Origin of the sequence: Tenacibaculum tangerinum (genome assembly GCF_029853675.1) — a bacterium.
GTDB lineage: Bacteria > Bacteroidota > Bacteroidia > Flavobacteriales > Flavobacteriaceae > Polaribacter > Polaribacter tangerinum_A.
In genome coordinates, this window is record NZ_CP122539.1 from 658,454 (window position 1) to 682,916 (window position 24,463).

At 33.5% G+C, this 24,463-nt stretch carries 21 protein-coding genes and 1 tRNA gene; 14 read left to right on the forward strand and 8 right to left on the reverse strand.

The genetic code is table 11. The annotated features are described in order from the left end of the window. Positions 1-95: 95 nt before the first annotated feature. Genes P8625_RS02715 through P8625_RS02735 form a run of 5 tightly spaced genes read left to right on the forward strand, consistent with a single transcriptional unit; the run spans position 96 to position 7,495 of the window. On the forward strand, positions 96-1,676 hold the full coding sequence (locus P8625_RS02715) for an MFS transporter (RefSeq protein ID WP_279651966.1): 1,581 nt from the start codon (positions 96-98) through the stop codon (positions 1,674-1,676). Next, positions 1,673-2,899, forward strand: coding sequence for an MFS transporter (locus P8625_RS02720; protein WP_279651967.1), 1,227 nt, complete (start codon positions 1,673-1,675; stop codon positions 2,897-2,899). The genes P8625_RS02715 and P8625_RS02720 overlap by 4 nt, the downstream gene beginning before the upstream one ends. Before the next feature lie 2 nt (positions 2,900-2,901). Next, on the forward strand, positions 2,902-4,770 hold the full coding sequence (locus P8625_RS02725; RefSeq protein ID WP_279651968.1) for a trehalase family glycosidase: 1,869 nt from the start codon (positions 2,902-2,904) through the stop codon (positions 4,768-4,770). A 46-nt stretch (positions 4,771-4,816) separates the two neighbouring features. Continuing rightward, positions 4,817-5,743: a carbohydrate kinase family protein gene (locus P8625_RS02730; RefSeq protein WP_279651969.1), complete on the forward strand. Its 927-nt coding sequence runs from the start codon at positions 4,817-4,819 to the stop codon at positions 5,741-5,743. 15 nt (positions 5,744-5,758) lie between these two features. Next, positions 5,759-7,495, forward strand: a complete 1,737-nt coding sequence (locus P8625_RS02735) for an alpha-amylase family protein (RefSeq protein ID WP_279651970.1) — start codon at positions 5,759-5,761, stop codon at positions 7,493-7,495. Between the two features lie 137 nt (positions 7,496-7,632). Here the strand turns inward: P8625_RS02735 and P8625_RS02740 are convergent. Beyond that, positions 7,633-7,705 (reverse strand) — tRNA-Lys (locus tag P8625_RS02740). Positions 7,706-7,811: 106 nt separating this feature from the next. Between P8625_RS02740 and P8625_RS02745 the strand changes: the two genes are divergently transcribed. Beyond that, positions 7,812-8,330, forward strand: a complete 519-nt coding sequence (locus P8625_RS02745) for a shikimate kinase (protein WP_279651971.1) — start codon at positions 7,812-7,814, stop codon at positions 8,328-8,330. Here the strand turns inward: P8625_RS02745 and P8625_RS02750 are convergent. Next, positions 8,322-8,825: a phosphoribosyltransferase family protein gene (locus tag P8625_RS02750; RefSeq protein ID WP_279651972.1), complete on the reverse strand. Its 504-nt coding sequence runs from the start codon at positions 8,823-8,825 to the stop codon at positions 8,322-8,324. The two genes, P8625_RS02745 and P8625_RS02750, sit on opposite strands and share 9 nt — an antisense overlap. Positions 8,826-8,852: 27 nt before the next feature. After that, a complete protein-coding gene (locus P8625_RS02755) occupies positions 8,853-9,242 on the reverse strand; it encodes an RNA-binding S4 domain-containing protein (RefSeq protein ID WP_279651973.1) in 390 nt (129 codons plus the stop codon). 79 nt (positions 9,243-9,321) lie between these two features. On the opposite strand from P8625_RS02755, the gene P8625_RS02760 reads away from it, so the two are divergent. From P8625_RS02760 to P8625_RS02795, 8 genes are all read left to right on the forward strand, one after another. Continuing rightward, positions 9,322-10,203, forward strand: coding sequence for an FKBP-type peptidyl-prolyl cis-trans isomerase (locus P8625_RS02760; protein WP_279651974.1), 882 nt, complete (start codon positions 9,322-9,324; stop codon positions 10,201-10,203). Between the two features lie 119 nt (positions 10,204-10,322). Continuing rightward, positions 10,323-11,099 (forward strand): M90 family metallopeptidase, encoded by a 777-nt coding sequence (locus P8625_RS02765; protein WP_279651975.1) that lies wholly within the window; start codon positions 10,323-10,325, stop codon positions 11,097-11,099. A 47-nt stretch (positions 11,100-11,146) separates the two neighbouring features. Further along, the gene (locus P8625_RS02770) at positions 11,147-11,884 is read left to right on the forward strand and encodes a hypothetical protein (RefSeq protein WP_279651976.1); all 738 of its coding nucleotides are present in this window, start codon (positions 11,147-11,149) and stop codon (positions 11,882-11,884) included. Positions 11,885-12,589: 705 nt separating this feature from the next. Continuing rightward, positions 12,590-13,981 carry an RtcB family protein gene (locus P8625_RS02775; protein ID WP_279651977.1) on the forward strand — a complete coding sequence of 464 codons (1,392 nt, stop codon included), beginning with the start codon at positions 12,590-12,592 and terminating at the stop codon, positions 13,979-13,981. A gap of 118 nt (positions 13,982-14,099) precedes the next feature. Beyond that, positions 14,100-14,651, forward strand: coding sequence for a hypothetical protein (locus P8625_RS02780; RefSeq protein WP_279651978.1), 552 nt, complete (start codon positions 14,100-14,102; stop codon positions 14,649-14,651). A gap of 8 nt (positions 14,652-14,659) precedes the next feature. Then, positions 14,660-15,346, forward strand: coding sequence for a peptide chain release factor H (gene prfH, locus P8625_RS02785; protein WP_279651979.1), 687 nt, complete (start codon positions 14,660-14,662; stop codon positions 15,344-15,346). Positions 15,347-15,352: 6 nt separating this feature from the next. After that, positions 15,353-15,868 carry a hypothetical protein gene (locus P8625_RS02790; protein WP_279651980.1) on the forward strand — a complete coding sequence of 172 codons (516 nt, stop codon included), beginning with the start codon at positions 15,353-15,355 and terminating at the stop codon, positions 15,866-15,868. Positions 15,869-15,958: 90 nt separating this feature from the next. Next, positions 15,959-16,513, forward strand: coding sequence for a 3'-5' exonuclease (locus P8625_RS02795; protein ID WP_279651981.1), 555 nt, complete (start codon positions 15,959-15,961; stop codon positions 16,511-16,513). 62 nt (positions 16,514-16,575) lie between these two features. Here the strand turns inward: P8625_RS02795 and ccsA are convergent, their stop codons facing one another. From ccsA to P8625_RS02820, 5 genes are all read right to left on the reverse strand, one after another. Further along, positions 16,576-19,728 carry a cytochrome c biogenesis protein gene (gene ccsA, locus P8625_RS02800; protein ID WP_279651982.1) on the reverse strand — a complete coding sequence of 1,051 codons (3,153 nt, stop codon included), beginning with the start codon at positions 19,726-19,728 and terminating at the stop codon, positions 16,576-16,578. 82 nt (positions 19,729-19,810) lie between these two features. Beyond that, on the reverse strand, positions 19,811-21,304 hold the full coding sequence (gene nrfA, locus P8625_RS02805; RefSeq protein WP_279651983.1) for an ammonia-forming cytochrome c nitrite reductase: 1,494 nt from the start codon (positions 21,302-21,304) through the stop codon (positions 19,811-19,813). Positions 21,305-21,313: 9 nt separating this feature from the next. Further along, positions 21,314-21,910: a cytochrome c nitrite reductase small subunit gene (gene nrfH, locus P8625_RS02810; protein ID WP_279651984.1), complete on the reverse strand. Its 597-nt coding sequence runs from the start codon at positions 21,908-21,910 to the stop codon at positions 21,314-21,316. 21 nt (positions 21,911-21,931) lie between these two features. Next, the gene (locus P8625_RS02815; protein WP_279651985.1) at positions 21,932-22,654 is read right to left on the reverse strand and encodes a DUF542 domain-containing protein; all 723 of its coding nucleotides are present in this window, start codon (positions 22,652-22,654) and stop codon (positions 21,932-21,934) included. A 3-nt stretch (positions 22,655-22,657) separates the two neighbouring features. Then, positions 22,658-23,914, reverse strand: a complete 1,257-nt coding sequence (locus P8625_RS02820; RefSeq protein ID WP_279651986.1) for an alginate export family protein — start codon at positions 23,912-23,914, stop codon at positions 22,658-22,660. Between the last annotated feature and the right edge of the window lie 549 nt (positions 23,915-24,463).

Consider the following 24,463-nt stretch of genomic DNA (forward strand, 5'->3'; position numbering starts at 1 on the left):
TAAGGTTAAAATACGTCATCAAGTTTTTTCTATAAAATCATCAAGATAGACTGACGATATTTTAACCTTATTTTAATATCGCAAAAACGAAACAAATGAAACTAACAAAACCGAGATTGTCATTTTGGCAAATATGGAATATGAATGTCGGTTTTTTTGGAATTCAATTCAGTTTTGGATTACAACAATCAGCAGTAAATCCAATTTTTGAATTTCTTGGCGCTCACCACGATGAATTACCCTTATTAAACTTAGCAGGTCCAGTGACCGGATTGTTAATTCAACCTATTATTGGAGCCATTTCAGATAAGACATGGTCACCTAAATATGGAAGAAGAAAACCGTTTTTTTTAATAGGAGCCATTCTGGCAAGCTTGTGTTTGTTTGCCTTTCCCTACAGTCCAAGTCTATGGTTTGCAGTAGGTTTGCTTTGGGTATTGGACGCAGCCAACAATATAGCCATGGAACCTTATCGAGCCTTTGTTGGAGATAAATTACCCGATAAACAATTAACTTTTGGTTACCAAATGCAAAGCCTATTTGTAGGAGCGGGAATCACTATCGCTAATTTTTCGTTATTTGTTTTTCAAAAATGGTTCAGCGATACATCAGGTATAGAGGCTGTGAATACCATTCCTAATTGGGTATATTATTCTTTCTTTTTAGGTGCATTCGCATCTGTGGCAACGGTGCTATGGTCTGTTTTAAAGACTCCTGAAATACCTCCATCTCAAGAAGAATTGCAAGAAATCAAGGAATTTAACGAAGGAAAGCCACACCCACTAATTCAGGTTTTTAGTGCTTTATTGGTCGTGCTATCTATTCCTATTTTGCTTGGTTTTAGTGTAGCTTCACTAGCTCCTTATTTGTTTGAGAATTACAATCTTTTGGCCATCATTATATTGGTTTTTGCTTTTGCTTGGTTGTTTTTGCTATATCGCTTAATAAAAAATAATCCAGAGGTTAATTTCATTAGAAAATTTGGTGACTTATTAATGCCACTTATAGAAGCTGCAGAAGCCATAAAAGATATGCCAAGATTTATGTGGAAATTAGCTGGTGTCTATTTCTTTCAGTGGTATGCCTTGTTTGTATATTGGCAATTTATTTCTCCTATGCTAAAAAGTTCTTTACCTAACATTACAGCCAATGAGGCGCTGGCACAAGTTGGTTTAATGAATGGTACGTACAATTTTGTTACTATGATCGTGGCGTTGGCATTGGTACCATTTGCTAAAAAATACGGTTCTAAAAAAGTATATGTTATAAGCCTATTTTTAACAGGAATAGCCATGTTAAGTATGCCTCATATAAAAAATGAATATGCTCTTTTGTTGCCCATGGTGTTGCTCGGTATAGGTTGGGCAGCTATGATGGGCATACCTTACGCTATGGTGTCTAAAATTATACCATCTGAAAGAAGAGGCGTTTACATGGGTATTGTTAATATGATGATAGTTATTCCCATGCTCATACAAACTGTGAGCTTTGGCCCCATTGTAAAATACACATTAAACGATAGCCCGATTAACGCTATTATTTTTGGTGGTGTATTTTTTGTAATAGCAGCACTGTTAGCATTGCGTCTTAAAGAGCCGTTAGAAATTAGCGATAATGATACTATTGATTTTTCAGGTCGTACAGAAGACTTTAACCCTAATAATTTAAGTAGATGAGAAATATAGGTGCTAAAATAGCTATTTACCTCAATTATTTTGTATTTGCCATTTTATTGAATAGCGTTGGTATAGTTATCGAAAAATCTATTGATGTATACAAAGTCACCGAATCTCAAGCTTCTGTTTTAGAAGCGTTTAAAGATTTACCTATTGCTTTGGTATCGTTTCTAGTAGCATCCTTCTTACCACGCTTCGGTTATAAAAAAGCGATGCTCACAGCCTTGGTCATTGTATTTCTTGGCTGCACGCAGATGGTTTTTGGAAATTCATTTTTACATACCAAAGTTTTGTTTTTAACAATTGGTGTTAGCTTTGCATTAGTAAAGCTTTCGGTGTATTCTCTCATTGGAATTTTAACAGATTCTAAAAAAGAACATGCCTCGATGATGAGTTCCATCGAAGGTTTTTTTATGATTGGAATTGCCTTGGCTTATTTTCTCTTTCCTGCTTTTTATTCAGAAGATGAAAATTCATGGCTTAATGTGTATTATTTGCTATGTGGGTTTATAGCCATCTCTTTTTTGTTCTTGCTGTTCTCTAAAATTCCGTATGAAGTAGAGCCTATTGGTACGACCTTAAGGGAAGATATAGAGGAATCTATTAAACTTATGGTGGTGCCATTGGTATTGGTTTTTATTATTTCTGCATTTCTATTTGTAATGGTAGAGCAGGGCATAATGACATGGTTGCCCACGTTCAATAAGAAAATATTCAATTTTAATTCAGTATTAAGTGTACAAATGGCCAGTATATTAGCACTTTCGTTAGCCTTAGGAAGATTTATCGCAGGATTTTTAACAAAGTATGTTAATTGGGTACTTTTGGTCGTGATTTGTGTCGTGATTTCTGGAGGCATTTTAATGTATATTTTACCACAATTGCAAGGCGAAGCTAAAGTCATTGGTGAGATTTCTAGCTTATCGAATGTACCGTGGCTAGGCTTTATTTTACCGCTAATAGGGTTATTTATAGCACCAATTTACCCTCTTTTAAATTCAACGGTATTAAGTTCCCTTCCTAAAAGTTTACATTCCCCAATGTCGGGTTTAATTATTATATTTTCTGCTTTCGGAGGTACCATTGGTTCTAGAATAGTAGGTGAGTTATTCGAAAACATTGGAGGAGCCAGTGCCTTTTATTTTTTGTTGATTCCGATGGGACTATTAATAATTTTTGTTTTACTAATTAATAAAATGTCTAAAGAGCAAGTTATTAGATAACCATGATTTTTTCATTAAACATAGACCATATTTTGCAGAAACTATTGCAACAAGAAGATACCGATGGTGATAAAAAAATTACTATTGAAGATAAGGGTTCTAAAGCTTTTGAAATAGTATCTGTTACAGGTGAAAAATATATGGTGAAAGGAACGTACCATCTTTCCAATTTATTGCAAGAATTGGTCATTTCAAAAAACAAAGGAAACACAATAGCAAAAATACCATTAACTAAGATTGTTGAACCACCCGTACAAAGAACCTCTCGAATGATTCGCGATTATTATTGGGAAAGTTTAACAAGGAAAATGGATGAAACAGGTATTAAAAGGCTTATAAGCGATACTAAAAACAAAACACTTACGGCAACAACGTTGCGTATTTATGTTCCATTTCACGATACCTTAGCGTTTCATTATTACAAAAACTTAGAAACAAAACTACCGATAAAAACGTGTAAGTTACCCGAAACCATCACACCAGAATATGTTCAATCCATCAACAATAAACCTGGGATTTTATCTTTAAAGTTAACATCGGAAAATGGAAAAATACAAGGTGTTCCTTTTGTGGTTCCAGGAGGACGCTTTAACGAAATGTATGGATGGGACAGTTATTTTGAATCCATAGGCTTGCTCATAGATGGTAGAGAGGATTTAGCAAAAGCCATGGCGGATAACTTTCAGTATGAAATTGAACATTATGGAAAAATATTGAATGCGAATCGCTCGTATTACCTCACTAGAACGCAACCTCCGTTTTATACAAGTCTTATTCAAGAGGTTTTTAATATCACTAAAGATAAAGATTGGCTAAAGTCTCATTTAGAAACCGCTATACACGAATATGAAACAGTTTGGATGGTTCAAGGAAAACGACTTACCGCCAATAAATTAAACAGGTATTTTGCCGAGGGAATTGGAATACCACCAGAAGTAGAAGAGGGACATTACGATGCTATTTTAAAACCTTTTGCAAATAAGCAACCTTGTACTGTTGAAGATTATATTCGTAAGTACCAAAATAACGAAATTGATAATCCTTTTTTAGATACCTATTTTCTGCATGATAGAACCGTAAGAGAATCTGGTCATGATACCTCATACAGAATAGAAGGTAATTGTGCAGATTTTAATTTGGTTGAACTCAACGCATTACTGTATAAATATGAAACAGATTTTGCGCATGTAATCAAAACACAGTTCAACGATAATTTTAAAACAGCTGTGGGAAAAACCTATACTTTTGAATATTGGAACGAAAAGGCAAAACAGCGACAAACACTTTCAAATCAGTACCTTTGGAATGCGAGTAAGGGTATGTATTTTGATTATGATACTAAAACCCAGCAACAGTCACACTATATAGCGGCGACAACCTTTATCCCAATGTGGGCAGAAATGGCAAGTAAAGAGCAGGCACAACAATTGTTAGAAAAGGCGTTACCACTTTTATTGGAAAAAGGAGGTATTGCAGGAAGTACCGAAGAAAGTAGGGGAGAGATTTCTGACGAGCGTCCGCAACGACAGTGGGATTATCCTAACGGTTGGGCACCGCATCAAATGATGATTTGGAAAGGACTATTAAACTACGGATACCACCAAGAAGCACAACAGTTAATTTATCGTTGGCTGTATATGATTACCAAGAATGTGGTTGACTACAACGGTACCATTCCAGAAAAATACGATGTTGTAGAGGCTACCCATAAGGTGTTTGCAGAGTATGGTAACGTTGGAACCGATTTTGAGTATATCACTCAAGAAGGCTTTGGCTGGATGAATGCATCATACCAATACGGATTATCTTTATTGGACGAAGCATACATACCCAAATTAAACAGTTTAACATATCCAGAGGATTTGTTTTAACCATTAAGATTAAAGATTTAACAGTGTTAATAATATTTAAGCGTTCATGAATCAGATTGATATTTTATGTGTCGGAGAAGTTTTAATAGACTTTATAGGACATCAACACGGAGTTCAAATAAATAACACAAGAGATTATCATAGGTATTTAGGAGGTTCGCCTACTAATGTGGCTATGAATATGGCTAGATTAGGATTAAAGCCAGTATTAGTCTCAACTGTGGGAGATGACGGGTTTGGTGAATATATCTTTCAACGCCTTTCTGAAGCTGGCGTACTTACAGCATATGTAAAAAAGATAAACGATAAGCCAACGAGCGTTATATTCGTATCTAAAACAGATGGTACCCCAGATTTTATTCCGTTTCGTGAAGCTGATATCTTTATATCAGAAGATCAAATAACTCAAGACATACTTAAAAGAACGAAAATATTCCATACCACCTGTTTCGCTTTAAGCAAGATGCCCGCACAAACTACCATACTAAAAAAAGCCAAAGAAGCTTATGAGATGGGTTGTAAGTTGAGCATAGACATCAATTATTCAAATAAGATTTGGAATAGCCGAGAAGACGCTCTAAAGATAATAAAAGCCTATTGCCAGTTTAATCCATTAATTAAAATTAGTGAGGATGATATGCTTCGGTTTTTTGAGAAAGAACTACCCCATGAGGATATTTTTGAGTTTTTTCACAAAAATGGTGTTGATACGGTATGTTTAACACTGGGAAGCAGTGGTGTTAAACTTTCCCAAAAAGGAAATGAAATCATTCAGTTGCCTGCAAAAAAAATAGAAAAGGTAATGGATGCTACGGGGGCGGGAGATGCCTTCTGGTCTGGTTTCTTGTATGCTTACATACAAGAGAAACCTGTAGAAGACTGTTTAGAAGTAGCCCTAAAGCTTGCTGCATTAAAGCTACAAAATGTTGGAAGGCTACCAGATAATAGCAATATTTTATCCGAACTTTTATAGGAAAATAGTTACCACATGGAACAAGAAACCAATAACATAATACATGGGGTTATGTTGAATGCTTACCCCGATAGTATAGGAAATAATCTTGGTGATATGATAACGATGCTTGAAATGCCAGCATTTAAAGACGTGTTTTCTTTGTTCTATATTCTGCCTACTTTTTTCAATAGTGATTTAGACAGAGGGTTTTCAATCATTGATTATAATATCAATAAAGAATTGGTTTCTAAAGCTAATTTAAAAGCACTAGACGCCCTAAAAATCAAGTTAAAGTTCGATATCGTTTTAAACCATTTGTCAGTAGCTTCTCCACAATTTCAAGACTTATTGAAAAAGGGAGACCAATCTCACTATAAAGATTTTTTTATAAACTGGAATACATTTTGGGAAGGACACGGTGAATATGATAACAATGGGGTTATAATTCCGAAAAAGAAATATCTTAATAAATTATTTATGCGAAAATCGGGACTGCCCATATTAAAAGTCCAGTTTCCCGATGGTACAGAACAGCCGTATTGGAATACGTTTTATCAAAAAATAGCATATCAAAAAATAATGATTAATGATATAGAAAACGTTGAAGGATTGACTTCAACTCAAGCCAAACTACTATGTGATTTAGTCAATTCGGCTATTGATAGCGGTAAGGATTTGACTTCACTTGATTTTAAAGAGCTTAGTGCCTACAAAAAGGGCGTGCTATCTATAGTGCATCAAAAGAGCACCTACCTAGGGCAAATGGATGTGAACGCCAAATCTCAAATGGTCTGGGATTTTTATAAGGAAACATTGATGAAACTAAAAGAGTTTGGTTGTAAAATAGTACGTTTAGATGCGTTTGCATATTTACATAAGGCAGTAGGTCATTCAAACTTTTTTAATACACCAGGAACATGGCACTATCTAGAACGCATTAAAGAAATTGCCAATGCCCATGGTTTAACCGTTTTACCAGAAATTCATGCCGAATACGGATTGCATTTGCACGATAAAGTCGCTGCCAAGAACTATCAAATTTATGATTTCTTCTTACCTGGGTTAATGATACATACACTGGAAACAGCTTCAAATAAAGCACTTTTGGCTTGGATGAATGAATTGGTTTCTAAAGGTTTTAAAACCGTAAACATGCTTGGTTGCCATGATGGCATTCCCGTTTTAGACCTTAAGGGAAAAGAAGTAGATTGCGTATACTACGAAGGACTATTAAGTGAAAGCGAAATAGAACAGGTGATGAAGGTGATATTGGAAAGAGGTGGGCGTATTAAAAATCTGTATAGTGCATCAGGACAAAAATTGTCTTACTATCAAGTAAACGCTACGTTTTATAGTGCTTTAGGAGAGAGTAATAAAAAAATGTTATTGGCAAGAGCCATACAGTTATTTATGCCCGGTATCCCTCAAATTTGGTATTTAGATTTGTTCGCAGGAAAGAACGACTATGCTGCAGCAGATAAAGCGGGTAGTGGCGGCCATAAAGAAATAAATAGAACCAATCTTAGTCTAAAACAGGTAAAACAAGGACTAAAAGAGGATATTGTTTTAAACCAACTTCAAATCATGCGATTAAGAAATACTTCTAGAGCATTTACAGGAATCATAACCATTGGAAATACTTCAGAAGAAGAAATGGATATTTCATGGACTTTTAATAATGAATTCGCTCAATTAAAAGCGAACCTCCGCACCTGTAGCTTTACTATAAATTATACTGAATCTGGAGAGTTGAAAACAATGTCATTTTAACTATAGAATCATTGTGTTTTTTTGTGAAAGAAAGTATTGCTATTAAAATTTACTGTAGCGAACTCATTCTCACTAAAGGTTCAAAAACAAAAAACCTTGCTAACTACATAATTAGCAAGGTTTTGTTTTTAATTAAGTGACCGGGCTGGGGCTCGAACCCAGGACCCTCTCCTTAAAAGGGAGATGCTCTACCAACTGAGCTACCCGGTCATTGCTTCTTTGTGAAAGCGGTTGCAAATATACAACTGTTCTTTAAACCAAAAAAGATTTTTTATAATATTTTTACTCATATTTGTAACCGCTTAAGTATTAGTTTATGAAAATAGTATTATTAGGGTATATGGCAAGTGGCAAATCGACTATTGGACGCGGTTTTGCTGAAAAAAAGCAAATTTCGTTTATCGATTTAGATGATTATATAGAGAAAAAAGAAGAAAAAACAATTTCTGAAATCTTCGAAGAAAGAGGAGAAATTTATTTTCGTAAGCAAGAACATAAGTACTTAAAAGAGTTGTTAGATAAAAAAGAAAGCTTTGTGCTGTCTTTAGGAGGAGGCACTCCTTGCTATGCAGGAAACATGGATGTACTATCAAGCCATGAAGAAGTAAGTTCGGTGTATTTAAAAACATCAATCAAAACAATTGTAGACAGATTGATGAACGAGAAAAGTAAACGTCCATTGGTAGCTCGTTTAAAAGAAGAAGCGTTGTCAGAATTTGTGGCAAAGCACTTATTTGAACGCAGTTATTATTATAATCAAGCGAATTATATGATAGTTTTAGACAATAAAAGTGTAGATGACATTATAGACGATTTACAGGTTATACTAAGTTAAGTAAGCGATTGTTTCATCATCATTAAACTCTACAACCACGTGTTCTTTAATTGAAGTTGATAATGAAATTCCTTTAAAATCGGCTTTTACAGGGTATTTTTTATGATTTCTATTTACGAGTACTGCTGTTTTAAATCTTTTTAAAGGAACTTCTAAGAAATGTTTTACTCCGTATATTAAGGTCGTTCCTGAATTTAAAACATCATCTACTAAAACCAATGCTTTGTTTTGGTACTCTTCTTTAGTAATAGAGGTCTTGATAGGGTTAATTGGATTTGTTTTATCAATCGTAACTTTACACAATAGTACTGTTAAAGGTGAAATTTCTTTTAGAACTGTGGCAATTTTTTCTGCTAAAAAGAAACCATTATCGGCAATACCAGCAATAATAATCGCTGTCTCGCTACTATTACTTTCGTAGATTTGAAAGGCAATTCGGCGAATTTTCTGTTCAATTTGAGTAGTATTAAGAATAATATTGTTTATTTCGGTCATTTTATAACAGTTTTACGTACTTCTAGATTACAAATTAACATCATTTTTGTTAGAATCCTCGTAATAATCGTCAATATCACGGCGATCTTTCTTAGTAGGACGCCCCATTCCTTTTTTGCGATAGTAATCTTTAGAATATTTTAATAATTCGGTTTTTTCAAACTCTTCTTTCGGGGTTAAATCTTTTCTGTATAAATCTACCAATTTAGCACCTACACGGTTCGGGGGTATATCGAGCACTTTTATTTTGTAGTTGATTTGGTTTTTTCTAACCGTAATTTCTTCATCGCCAAAGATTTCTTTTGACGGTTTGAGATTTGTTCCCTGTAGCTTTACATGCCCCTTTTTACAAGCATCTGTGGCAATACTGCGGGTTTTAAATAAGCGAATGCACCACAAATATTTGTCAATTCTCATATTAAAAGTTAATTTTTACCAATTCATTTTTTGCAAAGGTATAAAAATGGTAAATTGCGCGTTAAAATTTCAGAACTAAATGATAAAATTTAAACATGTACTGTGTACAGCGATTGTAAGTGTAGTATTGTATGCCTGTGGAAGTGATACGAATCCTCGGGTGGATGATTTTGACCATGAGGCCCAAGCTGTAATTGACAACGATTCTTTGGTTGTGTTTTTAAAAAACAACTATTATAATGAAGTTCTCGACTCTGTAAAACCAATTACAAACGGTGAGACTCCTTTATTTGAAGATGATAAGTTAGTAACTAAAGAAGTAACCGAAAATGATATTAACTATACACTATATTATTACGTAAATAGAGTTGGTAATCCTGCGGAAGATAAAGGTTTTCCAACCGTAATGGATTCGGTATATGCGAAATACAGAGGGCAACGAATTGTTAATAGAGATAGTTTAAGCCGTGATTTTGATAAAAACACCACTTGGTTTTCTCTAAATAATGTAATTAGAGGCTGGACCTATAGTCTTGTTGAATTTAAAGGTGGAAACAATGTTACCGATAACGGTCCTATAACTTTTGAAGACGGAGGTAAAGGAATATTATTTATCCCTTCTGGTTTGGCTTATAGAAATAGAGGAACGACGAATATACCTTCTAATTCAATATTGTTATTTTACGTTGAATTGTGGGATTTTGTAGAAGATACTGATGATGACGGTGATGGTGTGCCTTCTATGGATGAAGATATTGATGGAGATGGGAATGCGAGGAATGATGATACTGATAAAGATGGAATACCTAATTATGTAGATACCGATGATGATGGTGATGGCGTTTTAACAAAAGATGAAGATAGAAATGGTGATGGAAATCCAGCAAATGATTTTAATGATCCAGATAAACCAACTGTTCCTGATTATTTGAATAGAGATATCAGAGTAAAATCTGTATAATCCTGAATAACAGTCATAGTTTTTATTAGGATTAAAGTTAAAAAATCTCTCAACAAACGGTGCTTTGTTGAGAGATTTTCTGTTAATTTAATTACTTTTACTCAAAAAGAAAAAGTCTAATGGCCTATATAATTATTACTATTTTACTTCTATTTATCATTTACAAGATTCTTAAAAAAGAAAAAAAGCAACCAAAGATTGTCAATATAGTTGAAATTCCAGCGCATTGGTATCCATTACTAGAAGAAAATGTGTTGTTTTACAAAAAATTGAATACCAAAGATCGGTTACATTTTAAAAAGAGAATTCAATCTTTTCTGAATAGTGTTGAAATAGTCGCGGTAGATTTTGAACTCGAAGATTTAGACATACTTTTAGTCGCTTCAAGTGCCGTTATTCCAGTATTCGGATTCAACAACTGGATGTATCCAAACCTAAAAGAAGTGATTATCTATCCCGATTATTTTAACGATAACCTTGAGTTTGCATCAAAATCTAAAAATAAAATCATTGGTGGATTGGTTGGAAACGGAATGTTTGAAAATAAAATGATTTTATCAAGAAGAGCCTTACACCATGGATTCGCTAACAAAACAGATAAAGGAAATACGGGAATTCATGAGTTTGTTCACTTGCTTGACAAATTAGACGGTACTATCGATGGAATTCCGAAAGCCTTATTAGACAATGAAAATTTGGTGCAATGGTTAGATGTGGTACATGATAAAATGGAAGCAATTAATAAAGATAAATCTGATATAAGAAACTATGGCGGAACTTCTAAAGAAGAGTTTTTTGCAGTGGCTTCCGAATATTTTTTTGAACGTCCGATGTTGTTAAAGAGAAAACATCCTGAGCTTTATAAAATGTTAGATGATTGTTTTAACATTGATTAATGACTTATGTTAAATATAATTTTAGCATATAAACCAAATAGGTAATTATGAAAATAGTTATTAGAGAACTGTATGAATTTAAAGACAGAATTTATGAAGTAGCTTCTTTAGAAGATGTGATGATTACGCTAAAGCAGATTCAGTTCTATTCTAAATTTAATTTTATTGTATTTAAAGTAAATTCAGAGGAAGATTATGAAGGAATAAGATTGAACAAAAACGGAAAACAGTATTACATTGAGTATTTTGATCAGGATATATCAAATCTTGATAAGCATGAAATTTATTCTATTTCTGATTATTATGGTTATTTGAGAAACTTTCTAAATGAGAAAGAGAAGAAGACAAAAAATTTATTTGAAAAATTAACTTCAAAAAAGAAGGAAGAAGAGAAAGTAAAATATGAAAAATGGAAAAGGGAATATAAGAATTCAAAAAAAACTAATATAGCAAAGATTACCAAAAGTATCATCGTTGGTTTGTCGCTAATTCTATTGGCTTGGTATGTGTTAAATTTATTGTATACTGGAAATTATAAGTTCATTGGTCAAGAGACCGAAGTCGTTCAAGCGGAAATTTATAAAACAAATAAGGCCTATGTTCCAGGTGGAGGATATTATCAAAGAATTTATTATAAATTCAAATTTGAAGGAAAGAATTACAACGATATTACAAGAATCAATAGGTTTGTAGGAAAGAGAAAAATTGGAGACAAAATGAAGTTAAAAGTTTCAAAATCGAACCCTATGAGGTATGTGATTTTAGAATATTTACCTTCACAATAGCTTGAGAAACCTTAATTTATAATCAATCTAAGCACTTTACTCAAATAAAAATGGCATATTTGTCGTCAAATACATAATAAAACAATAAAATATTAACCTATGATAATACTATTTGATTACATAATGGACGCACAAAAGCGATTTCTATGGTGTTACCAATAGGTTATTGTAGTATAAAATCACTTAAAAGCGTCCAAGTTGTAAAATTTGGACGCTTTTTTTATAAAAAATTTTCAAGCTATTGAAAACATCGTGTAAAGTACTACATCGTTCTGCATCAGTAGATTAGTTATCTGAAGAAATTCGGACAGGAATTCTATTTCTTATATTCAGTTTAACTATTTGATTTTCAATAAAATAAAATTAAAAAATAGTTGCATAATTCAAAAAAGCCTCACATCTTTGCATCGCAATTATGCAAAAACAATTTTAAAAACGAAGTAACATGTTCAAATATCAATTAAACATAAGTACATCAAAAGAACTAGGTTCTTGTGTACAACTGCTTCGCGATTTTCTTCATACATAGAAATAACACAATTTATATATGAAAAATCCGAAGCCAAATTAAAGTTTCGGATTTTTTTTATGCTATACATTTCCGTCTTAGTACAATTTTTCCGAAACCTACCTTTTAAAGTAATAGTCTCGAATGATTTTTGAGAAAAGAAAGCTATTACTATTGATTACAGAAAATTAGAAATAATGGGGAAAAAATTAAAAGGGAAAGACCTAATCAATTTAGGATTTCCAAAGAATAATAGCATAAACATCGCCTTAGGGCAAATTAACCGATACAGAAAAAAAGAAAAGAAAGAGCGTATTTTAGAAGAAGCAAAAGACGTGTTGCTTCATCCAGAAAACTATCAAGGAAATGCGATTTGGGGGAAAGTTGCAGAAGGTTTAACAAAACCAGTAGAAGTTAAAATGCATCAATTACGAAATACGAGAGCACCCTTTTCAATTTACGGAGAAAACGAAATTGATGAGCAAGCAAAGTATCAATTGTACGATGCATTAAAACTACCCATAGCAGTGCAAGGCGCATTAATGCCCGACGCACATTCGGGTTACGGTTTGCCCATAGGAGGTGTTTTAGCAACAGAGAATGCTGTAATTCCTTACGGTGTAGGATTGGATATTGGGTGTAGAATGGCATTGAGTATTCTTCCAATGAAAGCATCGTATTTAAAAGGGAAGCAACACCAACTAGAAAATATTTTAAAAGAACACACCAAGTTTGGAATGTATGAAACACATGATAAAAAACAAGATCATGAAATTTTTGAACGAAAGGAATTTCAAGACATTCCATTAGTAAAAAAGTTAAAAACAAAAGCATACAACCAATTAGGAACTTCTGGAGGTGGAAATCACTTTGTGGAGTTTGGAATTGTAAACATAACAGATGAGAACAATGAATTTAATGTTCCAGTAGGTGAATACGTAGGATTACTAACGCATAGCGGATCAAGAGGTTTAGGTGCTAATATAGCGAAACACTATACCTATTTAGCAACAAAACAGTGTCCGCTACCAAAAAATGTACAGCATTTAGCGTGGTTAGATTTGAATACGCACGACGGACAAGAATATTGGTTAGCCATGAATTTAGCGGGCGATTATGCAAAAGCATGTCACGATAGTATTCATAAACGAATTACCAAGTTGCTAGGTGTAAAACCATTAACTATGATTGAAAATCATCACAATTTTGCTTGGAAAGAACAAGTACATGGTGAAGAAAGAATTGTTCATAGAAAAGGAGCAACACCAGCAGGTAAAGGAGTTTTAGGAATAATTCCAGGTTCTATGACCGCACCAGGATTTATTGTTCGAGGTTTAGGAAACCAAGAAAGTTTGCAATCGGCATCACACGGAGCAGGTAGAAAACATTCTAGAAGAAAGTGTAAAGAGAAATTTACCAAAAGTGATATCAAACATCAATTAAAAATGAACGATGTTACGCTTATTGGAGGCGGAGTAGATGAAGCGCCCATGGCATACAAAAACATTAAAAAAATCATGGCGAATCAGCAAGAATTAGTTGAAGTTGTTGGAACATTTACACCAAAGATTGTACGAATGGATAGGTAAAAAAATCGTCATTCCGGAGGAGATAACGACTGAAGGAATCTGTTGTTTACTGAACTAAATTCAGGCTTAAACAAAAAGATTGCCTCATTTCACTCGCAATGACAAATAAAAGAAAACTATGGGAGCAAATCATAACACAAGAAGATATGGAGAATTATGGCCTGATTACCGAATAGAATTAGGCTTGAAAATATTAGAAAAATTAAAACAATGGATTATTGTTTCTGGAGGTTGGGCATGGCATTTTATGTCAGAAGTAAACCATAAAGAATACAAACATGCGCATGATCACAAAGACATAGACATTTTTGTAAATCCGAAAAATGTAGGAATTGTAATGCAGATTTTATTGGAAGAAGGTTTTCAAAAAGTTTGGACACGATACGATAAACTACAAAGTAATGAAAACTTTAGACGATACGAAAAAGTAGAATGGTTAGATATTGGAAGAGAAGTAAGAATTACCATTGATTTTTTCGAATCAAAATCGCTTAAAACTATTGAAGTAAATGGGTGGAATGTTGTAGATCCTGAAACCTTATTGAGTTTCTATTCAAATATTCATTCAAGTGATAAATGTTGGGCGGTAAAAGGAGCATTACAATTAGTATCGGAACGTAAAAATCCAGTTGGTAATCCATTGTTATCTAAAAATCCTTTAGAAGGATAGTTTAATACATGGAAACAAAAACAATTCAGTTTACAGCAGGACGAGGTCCGGCAGAATGTACTTGGGTAGTTGCAAAAGTGTTAAAAAGGTTCATTCAAAATTGTAGAAATGCAGGAATAGCATACACGATTCTGCACCAAGAAAAAGGGGTTGAAAACGGAACAGTTCAATCTGTTTCGTTGCAACTCAAAGGTGAAAATTTGACAAGCTTTTTAAAAGATTGGCTTGGCACCATACAATGGATAGGAAAATCGACATTCAGAAAATACCATCAACGTAAAAACTGGTTTATTGGTTGTTTTGAATTGGAGTGCAGTAATGAGCTGAAAATGCATGAAAAGGATATCGAGTTTCAAGCGATTCGAAGTTCTGGTCCAGGGGGGCAGCATGTAAACAAAGTGAGTTCGGCAGTTCGTGCAAAACACAGCATAACAGGAATTCAAGTATTGGTTTCAGAAAGTCGTTCACAGCATCAAAATAAAAAGATAGCGATGCAGCGATTAACAGAGCAGTTGGCAAATTTTAATATACAGCAATTACAAAAGAACCTACAAAGCAAATGGGAAAATCATCTGAATTTAGAAAGAGGAAATCCAGTACAAGTATTTGTTGGAACTGATTTTAAGATGCAAAACAACAAGAAAAAATATAAAAAGACACGCAGTCAATTGAAAATGATTTGCGCAAACAATTAAACTAAAATGAAAACATTAGCAAACAATTACATATTTAAGGCGTTAGACGCTTTTCCTTATGATTTAGAAGAAGCCGTAGAAGCATTGACCTATGCTTTAGCCTATGAAGAAAAAAATGTGGTAGCACTGTGCTTAATGGGACGCATTTATGCCGAACATTTGGGTGATTTTGAGAAGGCAAAGAAGTATTATACCGAAGCCTTGGCAGAAAACATGTACGCATTTAACGTATATCCACATTATATTAATGTGCTATTATGGAATGAGGATTATGAGGAAGTTAAACGATTTATTGATTTTGCACGAACTGTAAAAGGCTCTGACAAAGCAATTTTATATGTAGGAAAAGCGCAATTACATGAACAAAAGCAAGCATATAAAAAATCGCTACACTGTTTAAAACTCGCTAAAAGATACACCTATAATGATGATTATATGCGAATTATAAAAGAGCATACAGAACGAGTGAAGGACAAACTTCCGAAGAAAAAGAAGAAAAAGAGTAAGAAAAAGCAGAAATAATTTCAAACTACGCAAAAACATTACGCACTATTGTGTAATATTTGTAGCGTATTTATGAAAAAGACAACTTTATTAAAATTTTTAAAGAAAATGAATACAAGTAAAATACTAGTAATAGACTTAGAAGCTACTTGTTGGAACGGAAAAATTCCTTCCGGACAAGTTAGCGAAATTATAGAAATAGGCATCTGTCTGTTAGACACAGAAGAGGGTACAATATCGAAAAACAAAGGAATTTTGATAACCCCTGAGCGATCGGAAATAAGTTCTTTTTGTACACAACTTACAACCATTACAAAAGAGTTATTAGATCAAGAAGGAATTTCATTTAAAGAAGCATGTGAATACTTAAGAAAAGAATACAACCCCAAAGAATATGTTTGGGCCAGTTATGGTTTTTATGATTTGAAGATGATGAAAAATCAATGTAAAATCAGAAAAGTTGAATATCCTTTATCTCAAGAACATATAAATGTAAAAGAACTCTTTGCAGAAGTAAAAGGTCTTTCTAAAAAGGTTGGTATGAATGGAGCTTTACACATGCTAAATTTTGAGTTAGAAGGAACGCATCACCGTGGGGTAGATGACGCCAGAAATATTGCGAAAATTCTGAATTGGTGCCTCAAGAACAAAAAGTATGTTTAATATAAAAGTCTCTACACCAAAAGGTGTAGAGACTTTTACATTGGTAAGAAGTAACATCAAAATTACTTTTTAGTTGCAGTTGTACGTTTTTTATAAATCACTAAGATGGTAAGCAAAATCATGCTAAAGAAAATAACATATACAAAATTAGGAATCGGTATGGGATCTCCTGAAGCATAACTATGCAATCCTGATAAGTAATAATTAACACCAAAAGAAGTCATAATAATTGACCAAAAAGCAAACATACTCGCTACATTCAATGTAAACAGGTTATTAAGCTTAGGTACAAAACGTAAGTGCAGTACTATTGCATACATAATAATACTAATCAACGCCCAAGTTTCTTTAGGGTCCCAAGCCCAGTAACGACCCCAACTTTCATTTGCCCAAACACCACCTAAAAAAGTTCCGATAGCGAGTGTAAACAAGCCAATAGTCATTGAAAGTTCGTTGATATAAGTTAATTCTTTAATTTTTACCTCAATAATTGTTTTATTTCTCTCTGTAGTAAATAGCATTAAAATTAAAGCCATAATTCCTAAAACTGCTGATAACGCCAAAGGAGCATAACTACTTACAATGGTAGCCACATGAATTTTTAACCAGTACGACTTTAATACAGGCATAAGGTTGGTTATTTCAGGGCTTAACCAGTCTAGATAGCTAACAAATAACAACGCCCCAGTAAATAAGGTAGCAAGCGGTAAGGCAAAATCTGACTTTCTAAAGGTTATCAAACCACTTAATAATAAACACCAAGCGACGAAAATAAGCATTTCATATCCGTTACTCCAAGGAGCATGTTGCGCAATATACCATCGTAAAATAATATTGAAGGTAAACAGTAAAAATGCAACTAAGGTTAAAATGATCAGGATATTCCAGCATAAATTTACCAGTTTTGTATTGGTAAACATTTTTATGATAGCCATCACTAGTAATAAAAATCCGAGTGTAAAAAATACTTGGAACAACCAGAAATTAATGTTTGCCTTGTTGTACCAAATTTCAGCTTCTAAACGCTCAGGAGTAGGTATTATGTCGGCAGCAAGAACCTCTTGGTATTTTTTGATATACAGCATTTTTTCATGTGCATCGTCAAATTTTCGTTGTCCTAAATCTTTAAAGTAACTAGGTAAAATGGTTTTAGCAAAACGACCATCTTCTTCGGTAAAATCATTAAAATGATGGTTGTAGCTAAACCACGTATTATTTTCATCATTTTTATTGGGAAATATCTTTAGGTAGTTACCCGTAAATAAATTGTATAAGATGTTAAAGCGTTCATCTATTTTTAACACTTCTTTATCGAATTCATTACGCTCAGCAGGTTTCTTTTTATTCGCATTCTCTACCGCTTCAGATAATAAATAATTTCCGTTAGCATCTAAGAAGCTTACAAATGAATACAAACCGTTTTTACCTTGTTCTACGGTAGATAATAATTCCCCCGTTTTTTCAGTATCTGCTTTAATAATTGGAATTCGTTGCCATAATTGAGGCATCATGTGCAGTCCTAAAAACACCTGATTTACATCTAAACGAATCGTTTTTTCGGCAGTAGGGTAGGTAAAATTAGACTTTCTAGAAATTTTACGAATACATTCTGAAGCTAAGGTGTTGATTGGTTTGATACGCCCGTCTAAGTCTTGCACTAACAAACGACCAAAAAATTCAGCTTGCTGCTTGTCTATTTGTTGAGAGGCAACAATTTTATCAACAGGTACTTTCTTAGCAATGGTATCTTGCGGGGTATTTGCAAAAGCTGCATTTGCTCCTAACACCAATAAAGCAACTACTGCAGTTTTGGTTTTTAGCTTCTTTAATTTTTTGTTAACAGACTGAAAACGAGAAGCTTTTCCGAAGAGTGTAAAAAACATACCAATTCCCATTAACAAATATCCCAAATAGGTAACCCAAGTACCTATAAAATCATGATTTACAGAAAGTACTGTTCCGCGTTCATCGGTATCGTAACTTGCTTGAAAGAATCGAAACCCTTTGTAATCTAATACATTATTCATAAAAATTCGGTAATCGAAAGTTTCTTCCTTGTCGAGCACGGTTACTTCGCTGGCATACGCCGACGGACTTGAAGAACCAGGGTAACGCTCTAGTTGAAAATCATTCAGCTTTATAGAAAATGGAGTTTGAATCGCCCCAGCTCCATAAGATAAGACAAGCGATGTTCCATCATCAAATTGAACTTGGTGCTTTATAGGTAAAAATCCTTGACGGTATAACAAATTAACTTCTTGTTGTTCTTCACCCACAGCAACGTTTAAAATAAGCGCATCATCTTTGGTAGCGTCATTATCTGTTTTTTCTTCCACCGTACTTACGAGTTTAAATTTTCCTTTAGGGTGATAAGAAGTTGGTACAAAAGAAAAATCTCCTGCTCTGTATAAAGTTCTTAGTGTAATATCTTGTAAACTATCTTGCTGAACTCTACCCGCTTGTTGGCTAGACATGATAAAGAAATCAATAGGGTGGGGGGTTATCATCTTAAACTTTCCCTCATCTTCAAAAATATTAATAATTCCTTCCTTTTCAGCTTCAAAACCAACTTCATGTTGGTGTTGGCCGATCTTTTCAATTTCTCCTTTTTTTAAATATACCGTGTTTCTTCCTTCACCAACAGTAGTTACCATTTTTAAGAGTGGTGTACCATTTATGCTATCGTTAATCACTTCTGGAGAAGCATCTGGAATATACTCTTTAAAAGAAATAACCACAGGTTTGTTGTTAATAGTCTCTTTTAATGTGAAACTGTTGTCTTCTATAGGTGAAAAACTAAGTTTTTTCTGAATTGTTTTTGAGTTATCACCATTTTGAATAATAGCGGTTAACAAATTGGTATCTGAAATGATAACGTTCGAGCTAGCACCTTCTCGAATTCGCATAATACCACTGTAAGAGGTATAACGTGTAATTCCTGCTCCTAATAAAATAATAACAAAAGCAATGTGAAAAAGAAAAATAGGCCATTTTCTTTTCGTAGCTAAATTGTATTTGAAAATATGTAGGAAAAAACTGATGGCTAACCCTATCATAACGATTTCAAACCACCAGGCATCGTAAATACTAGACCATGCTACTGCTGTTCCATAATCATTTTCTATAAATGTTGCCACAGCCATAGCTATAGCAAAGATTAGTAATAAAATTAGCGCTAATGATGAGGATGAGAAGAACTTATAAATTTTTTGCATCTGACTACTAGTTAAAAAAGATAATTTTTAGAATGTTATTTCTAAAAATTATCCTTTTTGTAAATGAATTTGAATTAAGTGATTATTTCATTGAAACCTTTTTGCTTCCGTAAGTAGCTTCACGTTGTTTAGCTTCTTCCATCCACTTTGGTAATAAGTTTTGTTTAAATTCTTCTTTTTCTTTTTCTAGTTTTTCTATATCTAATCCTATGTACTCTTGCGCCTTTTCTTTGGTAGAAATATCAGGCATTTCAACAGGTTTATTATGACCTAGTTCAGCTAATAAACGAGCTATTTTTACACGTCCTTCAGTAGCTTTATCTAAGGCACTAGCTATAACTCTTCCTGTTTCTACTGGAGAGTGGAAAGAAGCACCATGAGCTGCTGCTGCGTAATCCCAACGCCATTGAGCATGACGAATATCTAATAAAATATCTTTCATTTGCTCTTCTGTAGCTCCTAAATCCCAACATTTTTTTGCTTCAACATGCATTCTTACCAACGCATCTTCTAATCTTAATCGAGCTTCGGTTGATTTTTGTTGACGCTCATATACATTCGCTTTTAACTTGTCTGCATCTTCACGGTGACATACTTGACATGAATTCGCTACATTGTTCATAGGCGATTGAATGTGGTGATCGGTAAACTTTTGTCCGCCTTCACTCTTGTAAGGCATGTGACAATCGGCACAAGAAACACCTCTATCGGCATGTACTCCTGTTAAATAGGTTTCGTATCCTGGATGTTGTGCTTTTAACATAGGAGCACGGCTTAATTTGTGTGTCCAATCTTTAAAGTTGATATCGTCATAATACTTTTCCATGGCTTCTACAGACATTCCATTTTTCCATGGGAATGTTAAATAAGGAACACCTTCATTACCTGCTTTTTTCTTGTCAAAATAGTATTCAACATGACATTGAGCACACACTAACGAACGCATTTCTTGATGGGTAGCCTTGTTAATATCTTTACCCATAGCTTCAAAAGCTTCAACTAATGCAGGACGGGTAATGGTTAACTTCATTGTTTTTGAATCATGACAATCAGCACAACCAATTGGGTTTACCACCTCGTGTCCTTTATCTGCCCATTTACCTTTGTAAAACTCAGCAATTCCTACTTCGTTCATCATTCTTGGTACATCTGGACTCTTACAGGTCCAACAAGTAGCTGGCATAGGACCGTCTCCTTTTCCTTTAGGTCCACCAGTTCTTAAAGAATTTTGTAAATCGGTTACTGCGTATTGATGACCACGACCTTGATTGTAATCTTTAGCAAATCCGTAACCTGCCCAAAGAACTACCAAACGAGTATCTTCTTCAAGCATATCACGCATTTTTGAACCTCCTTGGAATGATTCGAAATCACTATTTTCTGTTTGTAGAAAAGATTGATATTCTGCAGGGAAGTTTTTTCCCCATTCTTCATTTCTAGGTTCGTTTTCGCTAATTTCTACTTGAGGTACGTATTTATATTTAGCTTCATTTTTTCTGTTTACAATACTAGAAGCTAGTAAGCCTAATAGAAAAACGACTACTACGGTTACTATAAATAATACTTTGTTTTTCATTTGTTTAATTTATTTTCTTATTTGTTGATTTAACCATTCGGGTATTACTGTTTCTACATTGTCTGTAGGAATCGGAGCAATATTATTTCTAACAGTCGAAAGTCCATGAACTGTACCATGAGGTAGCTCTTGGTGACAAGACCAGCATTTGCGTTCTGTTCTACTTTCTTTGTGATCTTCAAGCCAACCGTCGTACTTTACTTGCGTAACTTGTTGCACATGACATCGTATACAGTTATTCTGAACTACTTCTTCAGATTCTTCTCGCATAAACATCACTTCGGGTTCTGCACGAGCAGTAAAAACTGATGCATGAAGCAAGCCATCTTTTGCTTTAAAGTAGTACTTGTTTAAAACATTATCATGTGGAACGTGACAATCGTTACATGAGGCTTGTTCTCTATGCGAACTATGCATCCAACTATTATACATAGGGGTCATTACGTGGCAATTAACACATGCCAACGGATCGTCTGACATATAAGAAACTATCGAAGCTTCTTTTGCCATAAAAAAACCAAGACCTGTCAAAATTCCTATCAAAATAATAGCAACACGTCTCCATCTTGATTTTTTATTGGGTAATATTTCGCGTTTTATATTCAACTTTGTTTTATTTAAAATTCGCTAATGTAAAACTTCTTTTTCTAATTCAATCGCTTTTGGATGTAAAATATTATTTTCTAAATGAAAATGATAGTATAAATCTTGCTCAAACTCTTTTAACTTATAGTACAAAACTTTTAAGCTACTACAGGCATCGGTAGAAGGGGTATAATTATTGGTTAATCTTGAAATTTCTTTAAAGATATTTCTAACATTTTTATGTTCATACTCCATCATACAAATCGGATTATCGATAGTTTTAAATGGTGTAGTCATCATTTTTTTTCCTTCTTTTTTAGCTGTTATTAATTGTTTTATAAAAGGAAATAAGATTTGTTCTTCTTTTTGTAAATGAGACAACAACTCGTTGGCTACTTCGTAAAATAGTTCATTTAAAATTATAAATCCCTCTTGCTTGGTTCCATGAACTTTGGCGACCTTATTAGCGTACTGTGAAATAATGGGTAAACTTTCTTTAATATAAGTATGATGAATAGTTTCTATATAAATCATCAAAAACTGTAATTCCCATTTATCGTAATCTTCAATCAAATCTCTGATGGCATCTACTTCTGATAGTTCTTTTTCTAAAATTATTTGATTGATATTTTTTTCTATACAAACTTTCTCTATGGTCATATGACCACTACAACAAAAATCAATTCCGTATTTGTTAAATACATCTGCCGTTTTAATATTTTCAGTCACATAATTGGCTATTGTTTTTTGTTGCAGCGGTATCATAACTTATTTTGTTTTAGAGGTAAATAGGGTAGGTTTGATAGTAACCATTGCCCAAGCCCAGTTATTCGTGTTACCATCGAAGTTGTTCTTCAAAACTTCCATTCCTTCAGATGCAAACATGTGAGAATATCCTGCTTTTAAACCAATTTCTTTCGTAAATGTATAGCTGTATACCAAATCAACTTCAGTACCTAATTGTTTAGAAACGGTATCATTGATATCTGCTGCTGCAGAAAAGTTGTGTACAGCTGCAGTTAAATTAGATTTTGGATTAAATTTAAGGTTCCCTTTCACATAAAGATCAAGTAAACCAACACTGTTAATATGGTTACCTACATAAAAATAATCCATTAAACCGTTAAATTTGTGGTTGGTACCATAAAAAGGATTAAAAGCATTGTTTTCATCAGCAGCAATATCATAATCATTACCACTTTGTAATTCAACACCAAAGCCTAATTTCGTTTTATCTGATGTTTTAAACATAGCTTCTAAACCAAGTAAATACGCACTTAAATCTCTGTCTAAAACGTCTTTACCAAACTGATAATATAAGTTTGCAGCTAGGTTAAAGCCTTTTTGTTTACTAGTTAAATGCGTACCAACAGTTTGACTGTATTTTAAACCGCTATCAGATTGCAATCCGTTATTTAAAAACAAGAAGCTACCTGAAAAATTATTCCAGTCGTTGTGTAACCATACATATTGCATTGCTTTGTAGGTTCTTGGCGTAGTTAAATTAGTTCCTATAAGGTTTTCAGCCGATTGATTAAAAGCTAACCCCAAATCCATTTTAAATTTGTTTTCTTTGTATTTGAACATTGCTAAATCGTGACTACGAGCTTGTTGAGCCCAAGCTACATTACCAAAAAATCTACTATCATCATACACTACTTCTTGACGACCTAACTTCAATGAAAATTCAGGAGTTAAAAATACTTCACCCCATGCTTGGTGTACAGCAAGCCCACTATTATCAGTGGTATTTAATTGAGGTACATCTCCCCAAACTCTTACATCTTGTAAACTAATAAAGAAATTTAATTTTTCAATAGTATAAGTTGTGTTTAAACGAGTTCTCTGCGAAACAAAAAGGGCAGGGGTTGCATTGTCGGGAAATAGGGTTTTGAATCCATGTCTGTACTCAGTACGTGGACGAATTTCTGCATCAATTTTTAACTGAGCGAATGTTGTTGTAATAGCAAAAAGGAAAAACGTAGTAATTATTCTGTGTGCTTTCATAAAAATTATATATTTCATATTTCTGTACAAATTACTTGATTTTATACAGTGAAAAATATGACAAAGGTCATCTTTTGAAACTATTTTGAACTTAATTAATTCTTTACAGAGGATAAGGTTTTGGTTACTAGCGTAATAAAAGCTATTTACTATTTGTAAAAAAAAAACGATTAAAATTTAACTATTTAATAATGAGAATTTTGTTTTTCTCATAAAAAGTAAAAAATATAGAAATACCATATTTTTAAACCTTTTAACGGTCTTTTATTGGCAGGTTTTTACATTTCTAACGAACATAACTATCGGGTATGATTATACATACTATTTATGTTTCAGGTGGGGATTTTCAGTATGACAGTTTTGCACTTATATCTAATGCAAATACTCCTAATTAGTGGCAGGAATTATATTTATCGTATAAAAAACAATACAAAAAGTTTGTATAATTAAAAATAAATTACAAATATTTGCGTGAAAGATAAAAACAAATGAATTTTATTCAATCACATCATCATCATTTTCATACTTGCACTCAAGCGAGCTGAGAATGTATTGAATAAAAGAAAA